The 22,974-nt window shown below is 59.4% G+C and carries 15 protein-coding genes and 1 tRNA gene; 10 read left to right on the top strand and 6 right to left on the bottom strand.

Annotation, left to right across the window (positions count from 1 at the left end):
- The first annotated feature begins 851 nt into the window (after positions 1–851).
- Entirely contained in the window at positions 852–1,136 is a 285-nt protein-coding gene (locus L6758_RS11055) for a hypothetical protein (protein ID WP_336603462.1), read from the top strand.
- A gap of 122 nt (positions 1,137–1,258) precedes the next feature.
- Entirely contained in the window at positions 1,259–4,612 is a 3,354-nt protein-coding gene (locus L6758_RS09705; RefSeq protein ID WP_237205821.1) for a type ISP restriction/modification enzyme, read from the top strand.
- A gap of 112 nt (positions 4,613–4,724) precedes the next feature.
- Here the strand turns inward: L6758_RS09705 and L6758_RS09700 are convergent, their stop codons facing one another.
- Both L6758_RS09700 and L6758_RS09695 read right to left on the bottom strand, forming a co-directional pair.
- Complete coding sequence (locus L6758_RS09700) at positions 4,725–5,912, bottom strand: globin domain-containing protein (protein ID WP_237198764.1); 1,188 nt, start codon at positions 5,910–5,912, stop codon at positions 4,725–4,727.
- A 120-nt stretch (positions 5,913–6,032) separates the two neighbouring features.
- The gene (locus L6758_RS09695; RefSeq protein WP_237198763.1) at positions 6,033–6,515 is read right to left on the bottom strand and encodes an RrF2 family transcriptional regulator; all 483 of its coding nucleotides are present in this window, start codon (positions 6,513–6,515) and stop codon (positions 6,033–6,035) included.
- A gap of 357 nt (positions 6,516–6,872) precedes the next feature.
- Here L6758_RS09695 and L6758_RS09690 point away from each other — a divergent pair, with 357 nt between their 5' ends.
- Positions 6,873–7,241, top strand: coding sequence for a hypothetical protein (locus tag L6758_RS09690; protein ID WP_135013333.1), 369 nt, complete (start codon positions 6,873–6,875; stop codon positions 7,239–7,241).
- A 100-nt stretch (positions 7,242–7,341) separates the two neighbouring features.
- On the opposite strand, the gene L6758_RS09685 is transcribed toward L6758_RS09690, so the two are convergent.
- Positions 7,342–8,829 (bottom strand): sugar ABC transporter ATP-binding protein, encoded by a 1,488-nt coding sequence (locus L6758_RS09685; RefSeq protein ID WP_237198762.1) that lies wholly within the window; start codon positions 8,827–8,829, stop codon positions 7,342–7,344.
- A gap of 324 nt (positions 8,830–9,153) precedes the next feature.
- Complete coding sequence (locus L6758_RS09680) at positions 9,154–10,977, bottom strand: phosphoenolpyruvate carboxykinase (GTP) (RefSeq protein ID WP_237198761.1); 1,824 nt, start codon at positions 10,975–10,977, stop codon at positions 9,154–9,156.
- Positions 10,978–11,422: 445 nt separating this feature from the next.
- Here L6758_RS09680 and L6758_RS09675 point away from each other — a divergent pair.
- From L6758_RS09675 to L6758_RS09660, 4 genes are all read left to right on the top strand, one after another.
- A tRNA-Arg gene (locus tag L6758_RS09675) sits at positions 11,423–11,498 on the top strand.
- A gap of 207 nt (positions 11,499–11,705) precedes the next feature.
- Positions 11,706–12,026, top strand: a complete 321-nt coding sequence (locus L6758_RS09670) for a 2Fe-2S iron-sulfur cluster-binding protein (RefSeq protein ID WP_185173557.1) — start codon at positions 11,706–11,708, stop codon at positions 12,024–12,026.
- Between the two features lie 260 nt (positions 12,027–12,286).
- Positions 12,287–12,832 (top strand): DUF4232 domain-containing protein, encoded by a 546-nt coding sequence (locus L6758_RS09665; RefSeq protein WP_237198760.1) that lies wholly within the window; start codon positions 12,287–12,289, stop codon positions 12,830–12,832.
- A 102-nt stretch (positions 12,833–12,934) separates the two neighbouring features.
- The gene (locus tag L6758_RS09660; protein WP_237198759.1) at positions 12,935–18,679 is read left to right on the top strand and encodes a DEAD/DEAH box helicase; all 5,745 of its coding nucleotides are present in this window, start codon (positions 12,935–12,937) and stop codon (positions 18,677–18,679) included.
- 64 nt (positions 18,680–18,743) lie between these two features.
- Here the strand turns inward: L6758_RS09660 and L6758_RS09655 are convergent, their stop codons facing one another.
- On the bottom strand, positions 18,744–18,887 hold the full coding sequence (locus tag L6758_RS09655; protein ID WP_237198758.1) for a hypothetical protein: 144 nt from the start codon (positions 18,885–18,887) through the stop codon (positions 18,744–18,746).
- A gap of 283 nt (positions 18,888–19,170) precedes the next feature.
- On the opposite strand from L6758_RS09655, the gene L6758_RS09650 reads away from it, so the two are divergent.
- Positions 19,171–20,055, top strand: coding sequence for a DNA-formamidopyrimidine glycosylase family protein (locus tag L6758_RS09650; protein WP_237197610.1), 885 nt, complete (start codon positions 19,171–19,173; stop codon positions 20,053–20,055).
- Positions 20,056–20,088: 33 nt separating this feature from the next.
- A complete protein-coding gene (locus tag L6758_RS09645; RefSeq protein ID WP_237205822.1) occupies positions 20,089–21,435 on the top strand; it encodes a peptidase T in 1,347 nt (448 codons plus the stop codon).
- 117 nt (positions 21,436–21,552) lie between these two features.
- Here the strand turns inward: L6758_RS09645 and L6758_RS11035 are convergent, their stop codons facing one another.
- Positions 21,553–21,675 carry a hypothetical protein gene (locus L6758_RS11035; protein WP_272878483.1) on the bottom strand — a complete coding sequence of 41 codons (123 nt, stop codon included), beginning with the start codon at positions 21,673–21,675 and terminating at the stop codon, positions 21,553–21,555.
- Between the two features lie 132 nt (positions 21,676–21,807).
- On the opposite strand from L6758_RS11035, the gene L6758_RS09640 reads away from it, so the two are divergent.
- A complete protein-coding gene (locus L6758_RS09640; protein ID WP_237205823.1) occupies positions 21,808–22,923 on the top strand; it encodes a pseudouridine synthase in 1,116 nt (371 codons plus the stop codon).
- Positions 22,924–22,974: the final 51 nt, after the last annotated feature.

Here is a 22,974-nt window from a genome sequence, read left to right as displayed (position 1 = left end):
TGGGGCGTTCTTTGGATGAGTTGCGGGGTGTGTTTGTTGTGGGTGAGGGTGTGGTGGTGCGGCGTGGTTGGGGTGGTCGTGGTGGGTGACGCGCCCGGGGTGGGACACACTTTTCTGCCTATAACCCGGGCTATAGGGGTCATAAAATAAAGAAAGCCCTCACAGGACTCAACCTGCGAGGGACATTTCTCAATAAATATACCGGAGTCTCTTAGATACCAGCAGAACACTGGTGGCTCGGTCTCTGTAGCCCAGACTATCAGAAACTAGACTAAACTGCTATATACCACTAGCTGTACAGATATTGTCGAGAAGATCCTAATCTAATGACTTTTAACTTCGAGGACTACATAGCTTCAGAGCGGTTTGCTCCCTACAGATCTTTTTCTTCATCTCTAGAATCCCAGCGGGCACTTTACTTATGGAACTGTGAGTTATCCCTAGAGATGAGTAAAGCTATAGGGCATGCTGAAATATTCCTAAGAGAGTCTATCGATCAACAGCTCAGACGATGGAACCGTCTCCAGCCTGCAATAAACGGATCTACTCATAATCAAGCAGGTCAGCCCTTACATCATAGTGACCCTCGACGCCGGGCAGCAGGTGGTTCAGAAGAATGGCTAAAACACCCCTCACAGAAGCTGGCCAACCTGCTCCTATCAAAACGAGGGAACAGAATCGTCTCCGAGTATGACAGCGCTTATACAAGAGCTCAAAAAGATCTTAATGCTCGGGTCCTTTCTCACCCACGCCACGGTGCACCTATCACTCATGATGATGTTCTTGCGCATATAACGTTAGGCACCTGGAAGCGTCTTTTACCAGATGGGCGCCTTAACACCAGCGCTCCGTTGAAAAGTCATCAGGTTCGCACCAAGCGCTCCCAGCTGGATTTATGGGAACAGGCCCTCTGCAAGGCTTTCCCCTACGAGCCAAACCCCTACGTCGTCTCATATCGGCTAACCCAGATACATATTGCCCGCAACCGGGTTGCCCACCACGAGAGCCTACTCAATACCAACGTACGCGAGATTCATCGCGCAACGGTGAGACTTGTTGCTTCAATCCACCCCGATTTGGGTAGCTGGTTAGCTAACGAATCCCAAGTTATCGAGTGCTGGAAGAACCATCCTTAAATTGATAAGCCCCCTAGACAAGAACTACTGCAACTCATTCCTTACTCTTGAATATATGCGCTACCCTTGAGAGTGATAATCATAGTTATGTGATGTATCACCAATAGGTTAAAGGATTTGGTATGCCTACACGCCCGCATAGTTTCAACACCGCTGTTGAAACCTACATTGAAAAGATCAGTCGTCTAAAGCACGAAATTGAGTTAGACAACCGTGTGAGTCCCGAAGATCAGCTGAAACTCCCTGTTGCGAACTTTCTAGAAAATGCTGGCGAGCTTTTGGGGCAGACGGTCCACACTTCGACAGAGCATCGACAGGTTTCTGGCGATATTGTAGAGGGGGTCAGGCTAGATATAGCCGTTAAGAAAAACAATGGGCCGCTAATAGGGCATGTAGAGCTCAAATCTCCTTCAAAAAGTGCTAACCCACAGAAAAAGATTGGCTGGAGCGCCCACGACAAAACACAGTGGAAAAAGCTGGCCAATCATCCTAACCTGCTCTACTGTAACGGTTTCGAATGGTCACTAATGAGGCAAGGCTCCAATACGCCCTTGGCCCATGTAGATCTAGACCCTTCGAAAACCGGCAATGACGCGCAAGAACAAGCTAATGCTCTCGAAAGTCTACTAAAGCAGTTCCTTCGCTGGACTCCCATCGTGCCCTCAAAGCCGAAAGACCTCGCACAACAGCTAGCTCCCCTTACCGCTTTTCTCAGAGATTCTGTTCTCGATACTCTCGCAGTTGCGACGGAAGGCCGTGGATTACCTGTTCTCTACAAAAACTGGAGCACTAATCTCATGCCAGGAGCTACTCACAAAGAGTTCTCTGATAGCTTCGCTCAAACATTTACCTACGCACTTTTGTTGGCGCGTATTGAGTCAGAGCTGAATAGTGAAGATTTCAGTGTTAATGCTATTAGCGACTCGCTCAGAAAGAATGGCCATAAGCTCATTGCATCAGTTCTCCAGCTGATGAGTCAGGAGTCCTACCGAAAAGATGTTGAGGGGCCTATCACCCTGCTTGAAACCACCATCGGTGTAATCGATAAAAACCAGTTTTCCCGTTCGATAGATCCCTGGCTTTACTTCTACGAAGACTTTCTTGCAGCTTACGACCCTAAAATGCGCAAAGATGCAGGCGTATATTACACCCCTATCGAAGTTGTAAATCTGCAGGTACGCCTTTTAGACGATATTCTGAAAACACGCTTTGGGCGTCATGAAGGTCTAGGGTCAGAAGACGTCAGCATCCTTGACCCTGCTGTTGGCACAGGTGCCTACCCACTTGCGGTTGCAAATCATGTGCTAGCTCATTCAGAAACACGTCAGATTGATGCACGAAGCTTGGGGAGCAGGCTCTACGGGTTTGAGTTACTAATGGGTTCTTATTCAGTTGCTCATTTGCGCCTAACGCAGGCTCTTGAGCAGTACGGAGCTAACCTCGATGAAGGCGCCAATATATACCTAACCAATACGCTCACAGATCCAGGTACCATCTCGGCAGATAACGAGCAGATAGAAATTTGGGAAGTTCTAAACCAGATTAATGAGGAAACCCGAAAAGCCGGAATAGTTAAGAGCGACCGAACCAAGATTCGAGTTATTCTCGGCAACCCTCCCTATGACCGTGGTTCTCGAGAAAAAACTCTCGGTACCGGGTCCGACAATTTTCCTAACATTGTTCTCCAAGAGGTCCGAGGGCGCCAGCCATTATTAGAAGATTTTATTAGTCCTCTTAAAAAAATTGGTGCCGGAGGGCAAGCAAAGAATCTCTATAACAGTTATGTGTATTTTTTCCGGTGGGCTATCTGGAAAGCCTGTGAGCAGCATAGAGATAATGCTGGCGTAGTCTCTTTTATTACTTCTTCCTCTTACCTACGTGGTCCAGGTTTTGCTGGGATGCGTGAATATATGCGTAAAGTGTTCGATGAAATCTGGGTAGTGGATCTTGGAGGTGAGGGACGTGGTGCGCGCCGAGAAGAGAATGTTTTTAGTATTCAAACCCCGGTAGCTATTTTCTTCGGTATTCAGCATGAGAAAACTTCAACCGGCTCAGTAAAAAGGCACTCAGATAGACTCGCGCAAAAAGCGAAAATCCATTATCTAAAAATTAATGGCACTCGTCAGCAGAAACTCAAGCAACTAGCAGAAATCAACGTGCCAGAACATGACACCAAATGGTCTAGCGTGGTTGCAGCTGATTGGAATGCCCGATTTGTTGCAGATAGTACGGAGTCCCTTGAAAAATTTGTCCCCCTAGACTGGGTATTCCCCTGGTCTCATTCTGGAAATAAGGCAGGGCGGCGCTGGGTCATTGCACCAGCTAAATCCGCTCTACAGAATAGATTATCTCTGTTACAAAGATCAGGCACCCAAGGCCAAGAACTATTTGATGAATCTCCATCCGGGAGAAAGTATAAAACTACTTCAAAGTCTGATTTAATACCAGGATCAGTTTCAACTACTCCTATTTATCTTGATGATGCTTTACCTGATATGCAAATCCAGAGATATGGATATAGATCTTTTGACAGACAATATCTAATAGCAGACCACAGGGTAATAGATAGGCCAGGGCCAAGTTGGAACAACTACAGTGGAAGCCAGGTATATTTCTCTACCCTCTCGACGACCCCTTTGAGTCAGGGCCCTGCACTGACCGTATCGCCGTATGTCCCTGACCTACATTACTTCCGAGGATCTTTTGGAGCAAAAGATATCTATCCTCTCTACCGGTCCAGCACCCAGGACAATCCCAATATCTCAGCTTCTCTCCTTAAGGTACTAAAGGAAAAATATAAACAAGATGTTACTGCTGAAGAAATCGCCCATTATGCCTTCGGAATCATGGGTACAGGTGCTTTTGTAGAGAAGTATTTAGAAGAGCTTACCGAGTCCGCACTCAGAGTTCCTTTCACAGCAAGTTATGAACTCTTCCGTGAGGTAGCTCAGTTTGGTGAACTCCTTATCTTTGAGCAAACGTGGGGCGAACGTTGCGCAGGAGAACTCAACCAATTTGGCCAGCAGGTGCGGCGTCGTTTTACCGGTCAGGCAAAGCTCAAGCATGCAGTAACGCCTTCAAAGTACCCCGAAAACTGGCAGTATGATGCTGAAACCAAAGAACTTGTTGTAGGAGACGGAGTATTTGCTGCCGTACCTGAGAGCGTAATGAAATATAGCGTCTCTGGCATGCCTGTTGTCAGCTCGTGGTTAGGCTACCGTATGAAAAATCCCTCGGGGAAGTCGTCCTCCCCGCTAGACAGGATTCAAGCGACGCAGTGGTCTTTCGATCGCGAACTTTTGGAGCTCCTATGGCAAGTGGAGTTCTTTACCGCCGCAGAAGAAGCTGGTCATTCACTCCTCGATAGAGTTGTCAGTAGCAAGATTATCCCCGTGACTAGCTTTGTAGAACCCACTGCCGATGAGAGAAAAGCACCTTCTCAGAAGAAAATTATTTCTGAGGATACTATTTTTTAGGTGAAGAGCGCTACAAATCAAATAGATTTTTAGGAAAGGACGCCCGCCCCGCTTTCCTGCCATACGGCAAGGAAGGTGGGGCGGGCGTCCTTTTATCTACCCTTGGGCCAGCTTAGGCGGCGCGAGCCTGGTCGTGCAGCATCCACTGGTCAGGGCCAAAGATCTCGTACTGAATCTGGGTGCCGGGCACGCCAGCTTCAACCAGCTGGGAGCGGACGCCCTGCATGAAGCCCAGGGGGCCGCACAGGTAAGCAGAAGCGTTAGCGGGCACGTTAAGCTCAGCCACATTGACGCGGCCCTCGAAGTCGCCCTCGCCGTCCGCCTCGATGAAGGAGACCAGGCGGCCGTTCTCGAGCATCTCAACGTAGGCGGCCATCTCATCGCGCAGGGGCCAGGTGGCGAAGGAGCGGTCGGCATGTACAACAACGACCTCGCGCTTGGAGCCGGTTGCAGCCAGCTCCGAAAGGAAGGCAATCATGGGGGTGACGCCGATACCAGCGGAGAAGAGGTAGAGAGGCTGGGACTCGTCGTCTCCAAAACCGCCCAGGGTGACATCACCGTAGGGGTTGGAGACCTCGACGATAGCGCCAACCTCGAGCTCGTGCAGGATGGGGGTCATTTCACCGGCGGTGTCGAGCTTGATGGCAACGCGGCGCTGGTTCTTCTCGGCAGGTAGCAGGGTGAACTGGCGGGCCTGGCGCAGGCCGTCCTTGGCCTTGGTGACGATGGAAACGTACTGGCCGGCAACAGCGTCGGTCATGGCGACGGCGTTGGCGGGCTCGAAGGTAAGGTCGAGCACGTTCTCGCCGGTTTCCTTGCGCTCTACCAGGCGGAAGGGGGCGAACATAACGTCGTTGGCCTGGGAAGCGTAGAGGCCCTTTTCGAGCTTAATGAGGGCGTCGGCCATGAGCCAGTAGACCTCGGTCCAGGCTTCTGCGATTTCGGGGGTCAGAATGTCGCCCAAGTTAGCGGCAATAGCCTCGAAGAGGTACTTGTAGACGGTGGGGTATTCTTCTTTGCGCAGGCCCAGGGAAGCGTGCTTGTGGGCAACGCGGGAGAGTACCTCGTCGGGGTACTTGTCGGGGTTGGCCAGGATGTAGGAGGCAAAGACCGCGATGGAGCCGGCTAGGGCCTTAGGCTGGGTGCCTTCGAGCTGGGATGAGCGGGAGAACATGCCGTCGAGCAGGTCGGGGCGGGCGGCGAACATGCGCTGGTAGAAGTCGGGGGTGATGTCGTTGATTCGCTCGGCGATGACGGGCAGGGTTGCCTCGATGACGGGGCGGGACTTTGCTGAGAGCACGGCTCCTCCTTGGTGACAGAGTGTTGTTAAACCAACATCAATCTAGCATACAGAATACTAGTTTTGGGAGAAAAAAGAACCGCCCCCGCGCTCGAAGCACGGAAGCGGCGATGAAATGGCTTATGAGGCAAAGGACGCCTGGGGCAACTTTTTCGTCTGGGCCAGGGGGCCCAGACCCAGCTCCACAAAGACCGGGCCCATCTGCTGTTCGTTGGGCAGTTCAGAAATAACAACGGGGTCAAGCATTTTAAAGAACTCTTCGCGGGCGTTAGCCAGAATTTTTTTCAGGGAACAGGCATGACGCATGGGGCATTCATTCGCGCCGCCCTCGCACTCCACCATGGGAATATCGCCCTCGGAGGCACGAAGTACCTGTCCTACCGTGGCACGGGCACCGGCCTCTGACAGGCGAATACCACCGGTGCGTCCGCGGGTGGACTCTACCAGGCCCATGTTGGCTAAAAAGGCTACTGACTTCGCCACATGGTTGTAAGGAGTACCCACCCCCTCAGCGATTTTCTGGGTAGAGATCTGCTCCCCCTCTAGGCCCGAAAGCAGCATTAGGACGCGCAAAGACACGTCAGAAAATGCGGTAAGACGCACGGGCCAACTCCTTGAATTCATCGGCGGGCAGATAAAGCTTTCTTTCACGGTACCGCTAAAAAGGTTCACGATTCAACCTTCGGTCTCACCACCACTGTCACACCATTACTCCAGCGTCAGCAGATACCGATTGCAAGTGCACTTAGCTGCAAGGAGCTTCACACGGCACACCTGTCCAGTCATTTGTAGCAGTTCGAGCCCCTGTGAGAGTAGTATTGATACTGTAAACACTCGCGGGCACACACCCAGTCATCACACACCAGCTGAAGACAAGGGCCAGGCTGACCGCACCCACCGTCTCTTCACCTGTCGCTCCCCCGTAGCGGGCCGGTGCAGAACTAGACATAAGGAATTATCTTGTCACAGCTTGATACCTCCATCCAGGAACTCCTGTCCATTGAAGGCGCAACCGGTGCAGCTCTCGTTGATATCTCCTCCGGTATGGCTCTTGCCTCCGGCGGTTCACCCGGTTTCGACCTGACTGTTGCTGCCGCTGGTAACTCCAACGTAGTACGTGCCAAGCTCAAGACCATGAACGACCTGGGCCTCAACGGCAACATCGAAGACATCATGATCACCCTGTCTTCCCAGTACCACCTGATCAACGTTCTGAACGCTTCAGAGACCTCAGGCCTCTTCGTCTACCTGGTACTCGATCGCAACACCGCTAACCTGGCTCTGGCTCGTCACAAGCTGAACGCTATCTCAGGTCGCATCTCCCTGTAAGTCACAGGTAGCAGCCTTTCTTTCAAAGGCCTGTAACTAAAAGAACCCCCGGCAGATTACCTGCCGGGGGTTCTTTTAGCATCAGGACGCCGGTGGGCGGCTAGACCAGGTCTTCGCCCAGGGCCTCGCCCATGAGGGTGTCTTCGGTCGCTGCCTTGTTCTGCTGGATTGAGACCAGCTCGCCCGAACGCATCACGGCGATGCGGTTGCAGAGGCCAATGAGCTCAGACATGTCTGAACCGATCAGGATGATAGAGGTACCCTTCTCGGTCAGCTCGGTCAGCATCTTGTAAATCTCGCTCTTGGCGCTGACATCGATGCCACGGGTGGGGTGGTTGAGAATCAGGATTTCGCAGTCGGTGGTCATCCAGCGGGCCAGAGCGACCTTCTGCTGGTCACCGCCCGAAAGCTTACCGACTTCACCCTGGATGTTAGTGGTCTTGATGCGCAGCTTCTGAATCTGCTCAGCCACCTCACGCAGGGCAGAGACCTCATGAAGGAAGTCCTCCGGGCTTTCTTTGAGGCCGGCGTTTTCCATCAGGGTCTTAGCGATGGAGCGTTCGTTGGCCAGGCCCAGCTCATCGTCATTATCTGACAGATAGCCAATACCGTGGGCAACCGATTCCTCGGGGGAGCCGATAGTGGCGTCCTCGCCGTTAATCTTGAGGGTGCCAAACTTGGCGGTCTCGTCCACGCCCACCAGAGCCGCTGCGACCTCGTTGATACCTGAGCGTCGCAGGCCGGTCAGACCAAAAATCTCACCGCGGTCTACGGAGAAGCTGACGTTGTTGAGAGAGCCCTTGGCGCTCGTCAGGTTCTCGATCACCAGCTTGGCATCCTCGCCCGCGAACTCGTCAGGGCGTCCACCCATCTCGATTTCACGGTTGAACATCTTAAAGGCAATTTCTTCGGCGGTCATTGTACCGGGGTTAATCTCGGTATTGATGGTGCCCTCAGAAAGGATGACAGCGCGGTTTGCCAGGGACCGGATCTCGTCGATGCGGTGGGTGATGTAAATGACCGCGCGACCTTCGGCGGCCAGCTTACGGGTCACCTCGTGGAGCTGGTAAATTTCGTAGTCGTTGAAGGTTGCAGCGACTTCGTCCATGAGCACCAGACGGGTGTTCTCGGCTTCCATACGCACAACTTCGACCAAGGCCTGCTCAGCACGGACCAAATCGCCCATCTTAGCGCGGGGGTCTACTGCCAGGCCAATTTCTGAAATGAGTTCCTGGGCACGGGCAACCTGAGCTTCTTCCTCTTCACCAGCATGCTCGGTGGAGCGGAAAATCGCCTGAGCGACGGTAAGTTCGGGATCCACCTTGAATTTCTGGCGGATTGAACCGACACCGGCTTCAAGAGCTTCTTCGGGAGTGTGGGGGGCGTACTTTTCACCGTCTAGAGTGATCGTGCCACCACCGGGGCGGTCCCAGCCGCCCAGAATTGACAGGAAGGTTGACTTTCCTGCACCGTTTTCGCCGAGAAGACCTACGATCTCACCGGCAGCTACCTCTAAATTCACGCCTTTGAGTGCGCGAAGGTGCTCGTGGTTCTTGGTGAGGTTCTTGACACTCAGCAGATTTCCCACTCTGTTCTTTCCTTCCAACATGCGAGTGATGTACCCATGACGCCGTGCACGAAGCTCTGTGGTAGGTCGGTGGCTAGCCGATGAGCTTGTGGGGGAAGCACGGCAAGAGTACACAGTATTCAGCCATTCTTAAGCATTCTACAGAATATTAAGTCGGCTTTACGTCCACTCTTTGGGGTCGTCCTACTACGCCCATGAGGTTAAGAAGGTGACCTGTATAAAAACTTTTTATACAGGTCACCTCCTTATCCGTGTCGCTCTATTTACTTTCACTCGCAAGGACGCTGATAACAGTGCCCTACATGAGCGAAAGTCCGATATGCCTTAGTTCAGCTCAGCGGCCAGGGCATCGCGCTGGGCGTGAATTTCAGCGGGTACCTTATCGCCGAGGAAAGCTAGCCACTCGTCAATACCGGGCAGCTCTTCTGCCCACTCATCTTTATTGACGGCTAGTGCAGCGGCCAGTTCTGCATCGCTGATATCAAGACCGGCTAGATCGAGATCTCCCTTACCGGGAACAACGCCCAGGAAAGTCTCTTCGCCGGCTGCCTTGCCGTCCAAGCGGTCGAAAATCCACTTGACCACGCGGGAGTTCTCGCCGAAGCCGGGCCAGGCGAAGCCGCCATCGGGGGTGCGACGGAACCAGTTGACGTAGTAAATCTTGGGCATGTTCTCTTCGCCGTGCTTCTTACCCAGATCAATCCAGTGCTGGATGTAGTCACCGGCGTTGTAGCCGATGAAGGGCAGCATAGCCATGGGGTCACGGCGGACCACGCCCACAGCGCCCTTAGCGGCAGCGGTGGTCTCGGATGAGAGGGTCACACCGCGGAAGACGCCCTGCTCCCAGCTAGAAGCCTCAGCAACCAGGGGCACGGTGGTCTTGCGGCGGCCGCCGAAGATGATGGCGGAGAGGGGAACCCCGTCCGGTGCGTAGTATTCTTCAGCCAGCATGTCTGCCTGGGAAATAGGGGTGCAGAAACGCGAGTTGGGGTGGGCAGCAGGACGGCCAGATTCAGGCGTCCAGTCATTGCCCTGCCAGTCGATGAGATGCTCGGGCACCTCATCGGTCTTGCCCTCCCACCAGACAGAGTTATCGTCGGTCAGGGCAACGTTGGTGAAGATGGTGTTGCCCTTGGCAATGGCGCGCATGGCGTTGGGGTTGGTAGACCAGCCGGTGCCCGGGGCTACGCCGAAGAGGCCTGCCTCGGGGTTGACAACGAAGGGCTTGCCGTTGCGGAATTCGATCCAGGCAATGTCGTCGCCAACCATTTCGGCCTTCCAGCCGTCAATGGTGGGGTCCATCATGGCAAAGTTGGTCTTGCCGCACGCTGAAGGGAAGGCCGCCGAGATGTACTTGCTCTCACCTTCGGGGTTGGTCATCTTGAGTACCAGCATGTGCTCGGCCATCCAGCCTTCGTCATGGCCGATGGCGGAAGCGATACGCAGGGCGTAGCACTTCTTACCCAGCAGAGCGTTACCACCGTAGCCGGAGCCGAAGGACCAGATTTCACGATCCTCGGGGAACTGCACAATGTACTTTTCGGGGTTGCAGGGCCAGGGGACGTCCGCCTGCCCATCGGCGAGAGGTGCACCGACAGAATGCAGGGCCTTGACGAAGAAGGCCTCGGTTTCGGTCATCTTCTTCAGCACATCAGAACCGATAGTTGCCATGATGCGCATAGACGTGACGACGTAAGCAGAGTCGGTGATTTCAACACCAAACTTGGGATTGGTGGCGTCCAGTGAGCCCATGACGAAAGGAATGACGTACATGGTGCGGCCCCGCATCGAACCGGTGAAGAGCTCGGTCAGGGTGCCCTTCATTTCGGCAGGGTCACGCCAGTTGTTGGTAGGGCCAGCCCCCTCTTCGGTCGCTGAACAAATAAAGGTACGCTCTTCCACACGAGCTACATCGTCGGGGTCAGAGAAGGCAACGTAAGAGTTTGGAAACTCATGGTCACTGAGCTTACGGAAGGTACCGGCCTCAACCAGTTCGCCGGCCAGACGGTCGTATTCTTCCTGCGAACCATCGGCCCAGTAGATACGCTCAGGCTGAGTCATCTGGGCAATATCAGCAACCCACTGCAGCAGTTCTGCGTAAGTGGTGGGTGCCTGTGCGGTTACGTTGTCGATTGAAATGTCAGTCATCTGACGCTTCCCCTTATAAATCGTTGACCTGAAACACTCCACTGTGCCTCAGGTAAATATGCGCCGCTCCCCTAACTACCTGCCTACAGGCCGATAGAAACAGAAAAACGCGCCACCCATATCAATGAATAAACGCGTCGTGCGGTGCACTTTCACTTCATCGTGTGTTTCCAGGGTACATAGCTCAACCCGGTTTGTCCTCATTGGTATGTAAATATTTCGTTACAGACCCATAAGAATGTGGCCTGACCAACACCCAGGGCGCCCTAGTAAGTTTTTTCAACTTTCTTCACCCCCTATTTTTCCGCGTGTTTACGCGGTTTTCACCCCATCTTTAGCTTTTTTGAGAGCAGGGTCACCCATTTTCGATTTGCACACGGGCGCAAACCTGCGTAATGTATTACCTGTTGCCGCGACGGGCTGACACAGCCGGTCAACGCATGATGCGCCTGTAGCTCAACGGATAGAGCATCTGACTACGGATCAGAAGGTTGGGGGTTCGAATCCCTTCGGGCGCACCACATATCAAACCGGTCTCCTTCAGGAGGCCGGTTTTTTGTTACCCATACCAACCCTTCTCTCAGCTTCACACCCGGTACCCAGCAAACAGCAGGCGTCCGCCCACCGTAGTTTTAACCACAAAAAGCAGGGATAGACGGGGTAGCCCCCCTAAAATAGGGACAGGATCAAGACCAGCAGCCCAGCGCTGCCCCAGCACAGGAGAACACATGAGCGTAAACATCACGGTCACCGACGAGAACGGCACCACCAAGGACGTTACCTGGGAACCCCACCAGACCATGCTCGAGGCCGTCCTCGCAGCAGGCTTCCCCGTGCTGGCAACCTGCGGTGGCAATGCCTCCTGCGCAACCTGCCATGCCTTCATCGACCCCGAACACATCGAGGCTACCCTGCCCCGCGAAGAGGCAGAAGAAGACCTGCTCGATATGATCGACGATATCGCTAACGAGTGCTCACGTCTGAGCTGCCAGACCGAATACACCGAGGGAATGGACGGGGCACACGTCACCCTGCAGCCCGGAATGTAGGCTGCATGAAGATACGCACCCCCTTTCTCCCCCTCGCAGCTCTAGGTCTGCTAACCGTTCTCACGGCGTGCGGTAGTGCCACCACCGGCGCTACCACCGCGGAGACCGCTCCCAGCAGCTTATCTACAGCGACTACGGCCGCACCGGCGCCCCCCACGTCAGGCTCGGCAACCCCCAGCAACCCGACACCCAGTGTGACTGCGTCACCTGCGGTTCCTACACCCCAGCCAACGGTGCAAGAGGTCACGCCTAGCCCTAGTGTGCCCGCGACTCCGGAGCCGGAACCAGAGCCCACCGACGCTATCGTTAGTACAGAACCGACCACTCATGCTCCTGCTCCGGTAGGTACAGGTGCCCAGTTCGCCAGTTCAGCTGCCGGTGTGGCGGTCTGCGACTATGGCCAGATTTACATCGAAGCAGCTGTTGCTGAAGGTGGCGGGGCGGCTGGTTCTCGTTATATCACTCTGACATTCAACAACACCGGCAGCACCAACTGCACCATGAGCGGCTACCCCGCTGTGCACTATGTCAATGCTGCTGGTCAGCAGGTAGGTGCAGCAGCTGCGAACGCTACCGAGTGGTCGTCCTCGGGTGGCGTGATTGCCCCGGGCAGCTCCCTGACAGCTACCCTGCGTGAAACCCGCGCCCAGCTCTACGGGGACACCTGCCAGAGCGTTTCCGCGGCCGGTTACTCGATTCAGGCGCCCGGTTCCTCCCAGGCCCTGGTGCTGAACTTTGCAGCAGAGGCCTGCTCTAACCCTGCCGTCGCCCAGCTGTCGGTGGGCGCTGTGGGGGCTACCCCCTAAACCAGTGCGCCCAGCGTCCTCCCCCTGAACCCCGGGCGTATCGATCAGTCTCACTAGGCTGGCCGATACGCCCGGCTCATTTTTAAGGGGATAATGGGGGCTATGGCAGAACCCGTTACCTCCCGTGCCCTGAGCTTTTTCTCGGCCCCCACCCGCCGCTGGTTTGAGGGGGCTTTTTCTGCGCCCACGGCCGCCCAGGAAGGAGCCTGGGAGGCGATTTCGGCGGGTCACCATGCCCTGATTGTGGCACCGACGGGGTCGGGTAAAACCCTCTCGGCCTTTCTGTGGGCGCTTGACCGCCTTCACTTTGAGAATCACGAGGGCGGGGGCACCCGCGTCCTCTATATTTCCCCCCTCAAGGCCCTGGGTGTGGACGTTGAGCGCAACCTGCGCGCTCCCCTGATTGGTATTGCCCAGACAGCCCGGCAGCTGGGGGTAGAGCCGCCGCAGGTGCGGGTGGGTGTGCGCAGCGGTGATACCCCGGCTAAGGAACGCCGCCAGCTGATTTCTAACCCGCCGGATATTCTGATCACCACTCCCGAGTCTCTCTTTTTGATGCTGACCTCTAAGGCCCGCTCGACCCTGACCAAGGTGCATACGGTCATTATCGATGAGGTGCACGCGGTTGCCGGTACCAAGCGTGGCGCTCACCTGGCAGTAACTCTTGAGCGTCTGGACCAGATTCTTGAGACCCCGGCCCAGCGTGTGGGGCTGTCGGCGACCGTGGAGCCGGTTGAGACCGTCGCCCGCTTTTTGGGTGGCAGTGTGCCGGTGCAGATTGTGCGCCCGCCCTCGGCCAAGGAGTGGGAGCTGACCCTTTCGGTGCCGGTACCCGATATGACGGCGCTGGGCGGCCCCAACGCCTACGGCGAGGGGGATAACTCCTTCAAGCAGGGCAGTAGCCCCCGGCCAGCCCCAGCGCCCGCCGGGTCGGGCGCCTACCTGGATAAGCTCACCGAGCGTACCCGCTCCCAGGTTCGCTCCCTGGACGCCACCGAGTTCGAGGACCGAGCTTTCGACGACGGGGCCGTGCAGGCCGATACCCTGGCGGACGCCGGTACCCGGCCGGAAGTCTCTGTGCGGCTGGCGGAGTCCCTGCCTCAGGGGGTAACCGTGGCCGAGGCCCTGGGTATCCGCCCGGTGGCGGGCCCTGCTCTGGGCTCCCAGCCAGATGAGCCTTCCTCTGACTACTTTGACCATCCCCTACCTGCGCGCACACCCGGTAGTCGGGTGGGCGGTGAGCAAGCAGGCGCTGCGCAAGCAAGCGCTACGCAGACAAGCACTGCGCAGGCAAGTGCCGAGCAGGCCCTGTGGGACGCTGTGGGTGTTTTCCCCGGTGAAGAGGCAGTAGCATCCCCGCAGGCACAGGCACAGACCCAAACCCAGCCTGCCCTCACCATCGAAGAGGTGCAGGTGGCAGCGTCCGCCCCGGGCTCCGGCGCCGGGGGCGAAACCCCGAACCTTAACGGCTACCAGGCCTCCATCTGGCCGCACGTGGAAGAGCGCATTGTGGACCTGGTGGAGGCCAACCGCTCCACCATTGTCTTTGCTAACTCGCGCGGGCTGGCTGAGAAGTTAACGGCCCGGCTCAACGAGATTTACCTGGGACGTCTAGAGGCCCGCGGGGAGCTGGGTGAGGTAACCGCGAGCGCCTCCACCGGTGCCCGCACCTACGCTTCCGCCGGCGGGGAGCCGAAGGCCCTGGCCGATGTGCTGGCTGAGGCTCTAGCCAAGGACGCCCCCGCCCGGCTGGAAGCTGACGATGAGCGTCTGCCGGGGGCGGGTGCGTCCTTACCCCTTTCAACCCAGCCCCCTGCCCAGGTGATGGGGGGATCGGCGACAGCTACCGGGGCGCCGCCGGTGCTGGCGCGGGCCCACCACGGGTCGGTGTCGAAGGACCAGCGCACCCTGATTGAGGAGGCCCTGAAGTCGGGCCAGCTGCGCTGCGTGGTGGCAACCAGCTCCCTGGAGCTGGGTATCGATATGGGCCATGTGGATCTGGTAATTCAGGTGGAGGCCCCGCACTCGGTGGCTTCTGGCCTGCAGCGGGTGGGCCGTGCCGGGCACCAGGTAGGGGAGGTGTCGCGCGGCTACCTCTACCCCAAGCACCGGGGAGACCTGCTGAACGCCACAGTGACCGTGCAGCGCATGCTGGCCGGGCAGATTGAGCCCCTGGCCATTCCCGCTAACCCCCTGGATATTTTGGCCCAGCAGACCGTAGCCGCCTGCGCCCTGGGGCCGATTAGCGTGGAGGCCTGGTTTGAGGCCCTGCGGGCAACGGCCCCCTTTGCCACCCTGCCCCGGGCGGCCTTTGAGGCAACCCTGGATTTACTGGCCGGTAAGTACCCCTCGGACGAGTTTGCCGAGCTGCGCCCCCGCATTGTCTGGGACCGGGACGCCGGGACGATTGAGGGCCGCCCCGGGGCCCAGCGTCTGGCGGTGACCTCCGGCGGTACGATCCCTGACCGCGGTCTCTTCCCGGTCTTCATTGCCGGGGCTGAGGATTCCAAGGCCCCCAAGCGGGTGGGTGAGCTGGATGAGGAGATGGTCTATGAGTCCCGGGCCGGGGACGTCATTGCCTTAGGGGCCTCGTCCTGGCGGATTGAGGATATCTCCCACGACCGGGTGACGGTGACCCCTGCACCGGGTATCCCCGGGCGCCTGCCCTTCTGGCATGGGGATTCTCCGGGCCGTCCCGTCGATTTAGGCCGGGCCCTGGGTACCTTTACCCGGGAGCTGGCCCTTGAAAACAGTAAGGACGCGAGCGCCGCCCACGCCCGTCTGCGCGGCATTGGGCTCGATGAGTGGGCCGCTGATAACCTGCTGGCCTATGTGGGTGAGCAGGCTGCTGCCACCGGCCAGGTGCCCAGCGAGAAGCACCTGCTGGTTGAGCGTTTCCGCGATGAGCTGGGCGACTGGCGGCTGATCCTGCACTCACCCCTAGGCATGCCGGTCCACTCCCCCTGGGCCCTGGCCGTCGGCGCCCGGGCCGAGGAACGCTACGGGGTCAATGCCTCAGCTATGGCCGCTGACGACGGCATCGTGCTACGCATCCCTGCTATGGAGGCCGAACCGCCCGGGGCTGACCTCTTCATCTTTGACCCGGCCGAGCTCGAAGACATCGTGACCGAGCGGGTGGGTAACTCTGCCCTCTTTGCCTCCCGCTTCCGCGAGAACGCCGCCCGCGCCCTGCTGCTACCCCGCAAGGACCCGGGCCGCCGCACTCCCCTGTGGCAGCAGCGCCAGCGCTCCGCCCAGCTCCTGGATGTGGCCCGCAAGTACCCCACCTTCCCCCTGCTGCTGGAAACCGCCCGCGAGTGCCTGCAGGACGTCTACGACCTGCCCGCCCTGACCGCCCTGCACAAGGACCTTGAGGCCAAAAAGGTACGCATCAGCGAGGTGGAAACCGAAACCCCCTCCCCCTTCGCCCGCACCCTGCTCTTTGGCTATGTGGCCCAGTTCCTCTACGACGGGGACTCCCCCTTAGCCGAGCGCCGCGCCGCTGCCCTGGCCCTGGACCCTGCCCTGCTAGCTGAGCTGCTCGGCAAGGATGAGCTGCGTGAGCTGCTCGATGTTGAGGTGATCCGTTCCACCGAGGCCCGACTCCAGCGCACCGCTGCGGGCTACCGCCTGCGCGGGGTCGAGGGAGCCGCCGACCTGCTGCGCCTGCTCGGCCCCCTGACCGCCGCCGAGGCAGCCCAGCGCCTGCGGGTGCTCCTGGACCAGGGAACCGGTGAGGACGCCAGCGCCCCGACTGCCGAGGCCGAGGCAGGACAGCCGGGCGAGCGCGTCCTGACCGAAGCCGAAGCCACCGATCACCTTGAGGCCCTGGTGAAAGCCGGTCGGGCCCTGCGCTTCCGCCTGCACGGGCGGGAACTCTACGCCGCCATTGAGGACGCCGCCCGCCTGCGAGACGCCCTGGGCGTACCCCTGCCCATCGGGGTCCCCCTAGCCTTCCTGGAGCCGGTCGAGGCTCCCCTGGTTGACCTGGTCGCCCGCTACGCCCGTACCCACGCCCCCTTTACCGCTGCCCAGGCTGCTGCCGCCCTTTCCCTGGGCGTCTCGGTGGTCGATACCGCCCTGCGCACCCTGGCCGCTGACCGGCGGGTGATCTCCGGTGAGTTCCTGCCCGAAGAGCTCCGCGCTGAGCTGGCCGCCGCCCGTACCGGCTCTACCGACCCCGCCTACCTAGCCGGAACTGAGTGGGTGGACGCCTCCGTCCTGCGCACCCTGCGCTCCCGCTCCCTGGCAGCCCTGCGCGCCGACGTCGAACCCGTTACCCCCGGCACCTATGCCCGCTTCCTGCCGCCCTGGCAGCATGTGGGCTCCTGGCAGGTCACCGAAACCGCCGCCGCCCCCGGCACCGTCGGGGCACCGGCCCAGCCCATCAGCGTCCGCCGGGACGAAAGCGCCATGCTCAGCGGCTACGACGGCCTACTCACCGTGATCGACCAGCTTGCCGGGGTGCGGGTGCCTGCCTCTGCCCTCGAACCTCTGATTCTCAAGACCCGCATCAGCGACTACACCCCCGCCCTGCTCGACTCCGCTATGAGCGCCGGGGACGTCCTCTGGACGGGCGCCGGCCAGCTCGCCGGGGACGACGGCTGGGTCGCTCTACACCTGGGTGAGAGCGCAGCCCTGACCCTGCCCGATGAGGTAGAACGTACCGAGGCGCTCGCTGCCCTGGGAGCCCTCGAAAACACCATCTACGAGCTGCTAACCGGCGGGCTCTTCTTCAGCCAGATTCAGACCCAGCTCGCCGCCCTGGCCACCTCACTGGGTAACACGCCCCCGAACGCCCAGGAGATTTCAACCGCCCTCTGGAACCTGATCTGGGCCGGGCTAGTCACCGGCGATACCTTCGCCCCGGTACGGGCCCTGATAACGGGCGGGGCTTCGGCCCACAAGGTGGCCGCCCCCGCTCCCCGGGCCCGCTCCGTGGGAATGCGACGCGGGGCCTCCCGCCTCTCGGCCTCCCGCCTAGGGGTGGGCGTGGGCCGGGCCCCGGCGGTATCCGCCCAGGTCGCCCCTATCGACGGCGGACGCTGGGCCCGTATCGAGGCCGAACCGCTCGATGCCACCGTGGCAGCTGCCGCCCGCGCCGAACTGCTCATGGACCGCTACGGGGTGCTCACCCGCGGGGCTGTAGCCGTTGAGGACACCCCCGGCGGCTTCGCCGGGGTCTACCGGGTGCTGTCTGCCGCCGAAGAAAAGGGGCTGGCCCGCCGTGGCTACTTCATAGAGGGCCTGGGCGCCGCCCAGTTCTCGACCTCCTCCACCGTCAATAGGCTCCGGGCGGCGGACGACACCACCGCCGTAGAGAACGAGGGGCAGGACGCCGCGCCCGGCGCGTCCGCCTACACCCCGGTGCGCCGCACCCGCCACTCGGTCACCCTGCTGGCCGCCACCGACCCCGCCAACCCCTACGGGGCCGCCCTGCCCTGGCCCACCCCCGTGGCCTGGGACAGCAACCGCACCCCCATCAAGCACAAACCAGGACGCAAGGCCGGGGCCGTCGTCATCCTGGTTGACGGGGAGCTGACCCTCTATCTGGAACGCGGTGGCAAAACCCTGCTGCCCTTTACCGACCGAACCGACCGGGTGGAGGCGTCCGCACCCCTGATCGGCCAGCTGGTGCGCGCCGGAGTAGCCGACAAAATCGTCATTGAGACCGCTGGCGGGGTAGATGTGCTGAGCTCTCCCACGCCGCTACCGCCCGCCCCTGATCAGCCGGACACAGCGGTAGAAGGCGGCGAGCACCCCGTCCTCACCCTGCGCAGGGCCCTGCTGGCCGCAGGTTTCTACGCCACCCCGCGGGGCCTGCGCATGCGGAAGGACTATTCCTAAAAACAGCAGAACCTCCCTTGCGTGGGGCAAGGGAGGTTCTGAGTGGCTAGCGGTCTCTCATTGATTAGGCGGTGAGGTTGTACTCCACGCCCTCGTAGCCAGCGCGGAAGGCGCGGACGCTGCGGGTAAGGTGCACGTAGAAAGCACCGAGAGACATCACAAGCATCATGACCATAACAACCATGAGTGCGGCAAAGAGCAGATTCATTGTTCTGACCTCCATCTAGGGGACAGGCGGCTGGGAGACCGCCTAAGGAGTCAGGGCCTACTCTAGCAACATCGCATGAGCCTGCCCTTTGTATTAAGTTAGTGCTGGGCCATAAACTTCAACGGTGAAGCATGACGTGAAACGACTATACACCCTTTCAGCAGGTGGCACGCAAGTTTTGTAGTAATTCTGGTCTACACTGTGAGCAGAGGCGCGCGCAGGGCGTCATAGATAGGTCATATTAGACAGGTCACATTTTGATAACACGGAGGGGTGCTTAGCAGTGCCTGAAGGCGATACCGTATGGCGGCAGGCCCGCTCGCTCCACCGCGCTCTTGCCGGTAGAACAGCCCACACTACAGACTTCCGCTACCCCCAGGTTGCCGACATCAATCTGGCGGGCCAGCCCATTCACGGGGCCCTGGCCCGGGGTAAGCATATTCTGCTGCGTATCGGTGAGATGACCGTGCACTCCCACCTGAAGATGGACGGCATCTGGCACCTCTATGGGCTAGATGCGGACGGCGCACGTGAGAAGTGGCGGCGCCCCGCGGATCAGGTACGGGCTCTGATTCAGGCTAACGCCCGGCTTGATAGCGAAGGGCAGGTACTTCCCGGTAGCCACCCGGTCGAAGCTGTGGGCTTTACCCTGGGGCTACTTGAGGTTTTCCCCACCAGCCAGGAGGCTGACCGCCTATCCTACCTGGGCCCCGATCTGCTTGGCCCCGACTGGTCGGTTGAGCGGGCGGTAGCTAACCTGGCTGCCCGGCCGGAGCGTCCCTTAGGGGTAGCCCTGCTCGATCAGAAGAACCTGGCCGGTATCGGCACTATCTACCGGGCTGAGACCTGTTTTCTCGCGGGTCTTGACCCGCGCACCCCGGTAGGGGCGGTGCCCGATATAGCTGCCGTGGTCTCCACTGCCCGTCTGCTGCTGGATGCTAACCGCGGGCGTCCGCACCGGGTCACCCGCACCAGCGCCGAGCCGCTCTGGTGCTACGGGCGGGCGGGTCGCCCCTGCTACCGCTGCGGGGAAACCATCATCAAGGAAGACCTCTCAGAAACCGGTACCGGCGCCGACCGCTACGCAGCGGGCCACCTGTACGCCCGCGAGGAAGACACCGACCGCATTAGCTTCCGCTGCCCCGGCTGCCAGGAGCTGCCGGGCTAAGTTTCCGAGCGCCGCGGGGGTAAACTACTCACCATGAGCACCACCACATTTACCCCCGCCTATACCCCAGATGCAGATGTACAGGAGGCCTTAGCCGCCCGTTTTCTGCGCTACTCGGCGATCTCTAGCCAGTCGGACGCCTCAGCATCGGTCGTGCCCACCAGCCAGGGACAGTGGGAGCTGGCCCGCCTGCTCAAGGACGAACTCACGGCAGCCGGTGCCCACAACGTGCACCTGAGCGACACCTGCGTGCTCACCGCCCACATTCCCTCCACCCTGCCCGCGGGCACCGAAGCCCCCGCCATCGGCTTCTGCACCCACCTCGATACGGTTGACGTCAACCTCTCCCCCGATGTGCACGCCCGCGTCATCAACTACACCGGCGGGGACATCTGCCTCAACACCGACCTCGACATCTGGCTACGCGAGGCCGAGCACCCCGAAATCACCCGCTACACCGGCCAGCGCATCATCGTCACCGACGGCACCAGCGTGCTGGGAGCGGACGACAAGGCCGGGGTCGCCTCGGTCATGGAAGCTGCCGTGCGCCTCTTAGCTGCGGACGCGGACGCCACCGGGCAGGCAAGTGCCCAGGGACAGGTCAGCCAGACGGGGCAGGGAGCTGGGGCGGGTGCGTCCGCCCACCCCGATATCTATCTATCCTTCGTACCCGATGAAGAAATCGGCCTGCTGGGCGTGCGCACCATGGACCTGGCGCGCTTCCCCGTGGATTATGCCTACACCCTGGACTGCTGCGAACTGGGTGAGCTGGTCGAGGCTACTTTCAATGCCGGGCATGCCCGCCTGCACGTTGAGGGCGTGACCGCCCACCCCATGAATTCCAAGGGCAACCTGGTCAACCCGATTCTGGTGGCCCACGACTTTATCGCGGCCCTCGACCGTACCCAGACCCCCGAGCACACTGAGGGGCGTGAGGGTTACCTCTGGGTCAATGGGATGGCGGGCAACCAGGCCACCGCTAGCGTCGATATCAGTATCCGCGACCACGACCGAGCCAGCTACGAGGCCAAAAAGGACTTCCTGCGCGACCTAGCTGAGCGGACGGCAGAAGCCAACCCGCGGGCGTCCGTGCAGCTGGATATCTCAGATATCTACAGCAACCTTGAGGACGCCAAAACCAGCGCCAACGCCGTGGCGGCCGAGCATCTGCGCGCCGCCTTTGCCCGGCTGGGTATCGAGCCCATCAACCTGGCCATGCGCGGGGGCACCGACGGCTCGTATCTCTCCACCCGGGGAATCTACACCCCCAATTTCTTCACGGGGGCGCACAATTTCCACTCCAACTGCGAGTTCCTGCCCCTGCCCGCTTTTGAGGCCAGCTACCGGGTGGTGCGGGAGCTGATGGTGGGTTCCCTTTAGCCACCCTTGACGCACAATACAAAGCAGATAAACTGGTTTTATCTTAAGGATGACAGCAAACAAGGCGGGGCAACCCCGGTAGCCGCTTACTACCAGAGTCACCCCTTGCTGTAGGACCTATCGAATGAACGGTTCGATAGCTTCCAAAAGCTTTGCTACAGCTCCGATGAGTATTGCAGTAGCGACGATTCTGACTGCAATCTTGTCGGGGCTGTTTTTCTTAGCCTTGCTTTTAGCCACAGCCATTACCTCCTCTCTGGTCTCACGCTCGCGGAGATTTTCTTAAGGATGGATGTACCGCGTGGAGTCCACGAGAGAGGCAGTTCAACTCTATCAAGCAGGCCTTGGGGTCTACCTGCGATAATAGAGCCCATGCGCCGAATCAACCGCCACCTTTCCCCCAAGCCCCTGCCCCAACGCAAGGGAATTGATGCCGTCTCCTTTGTGCTACCCGACGCGGGCAACCCCGAGGACGACACCCTGGGCGCAAGCACGGTGTTGGACTACCTGGTTGCCCGCTTCTACCCCCACGAGCGCTCCCTCTTTACCTCCCGCTTTGATCGCGATGAGGTGAAGGACGCCGACGGGCAGGCGGTTGCCCCCGATGCGCCTTTGGCGGGGCAAAAGATCTGGTACTACCGGGAACTCGGGGTTGAGAAGCCGGTACCCTTTGACATGCCGGTGCTCTACGAGGACGATTGGGTTTTGGCCATTGATAAGCCCCATTTCCTGCCCACCACCCCCAACGGCTCCTTTGTCGCTCACACTGCCCTGACCCAGCTGCGGGTTCGGGAGAACAACCCCGATCTGATTCCAATTCACCGTCTGGATAGGGCAACCGCCGGGGTGGTTCTTTTTGCCAAGACGCCCGAGGCCCGGGCCCCCTTTCAAACCATGTTCCAGCGGCGCGAACCCACCAAGACCTACGAGGCAGTGGCAGCCCCTATCGCCGGGCTGGGAGAAGGCGAAAGTCTGACGGTGCGCTCGCGCATTGATAACCAGCACGGGGCCCTACAGGTAGCCCACACCGGGGTTGAGCTCCTACCCGGTGACACCGGGCCCCTGCCGGTGGAGACCAAGGCTGAGCGGCGCGAGCGGCGCCGCTCAGGTGCCTCCTTTGAGGGGCTCAATGCTCAGTCGCGTATTACCTGCCTAGAGGTCTTTGAGCTGGCAGATGGCGTCCTGCCCCCGGTCTCTGAGGCTAACCCGGCCCTGGCCCTGCCGCAGGCGGGGGCTACCTTGGCCCACTATCTTTTGGAGCCGCATACCGGCAAGACCCACCAGCTACGGGTGCACCTGGCCGCAGCCGGGGCGCCGATTGTGGGGGACGTGGTCTACCCGGCCGTCCTGCCCATCGCCGAGGACGAGCCCACCCTCCCCCTCCAGCTGCTGGCCAGGTCGCTGACCTTCCCCCACCCCTTCACCGGGGATGTATTGACAGTGCGAAGTGGGCGGAGCCTGCGGCTCATCGAGGGAGCTGCCCACTAATGCCGAATGTGCCACGTATTCCCGAATGTCGGGGATAAACTCCCCCGCTCG

The organism is Rothia nasimurium (assembly GCF_928382285.1).
In the GTDB taxonomy this organism is placed as follows: Bacteria; Actinomycetota; Actinomycetes; order Actinomycetales; family Micrococcaceae; genus Rothia; species Rothia nasimurium_E.
Note: the sequence above shows the minus strand (reverse complement) of the source record. Positions and strands in the feature narration are given on the sequence as shown.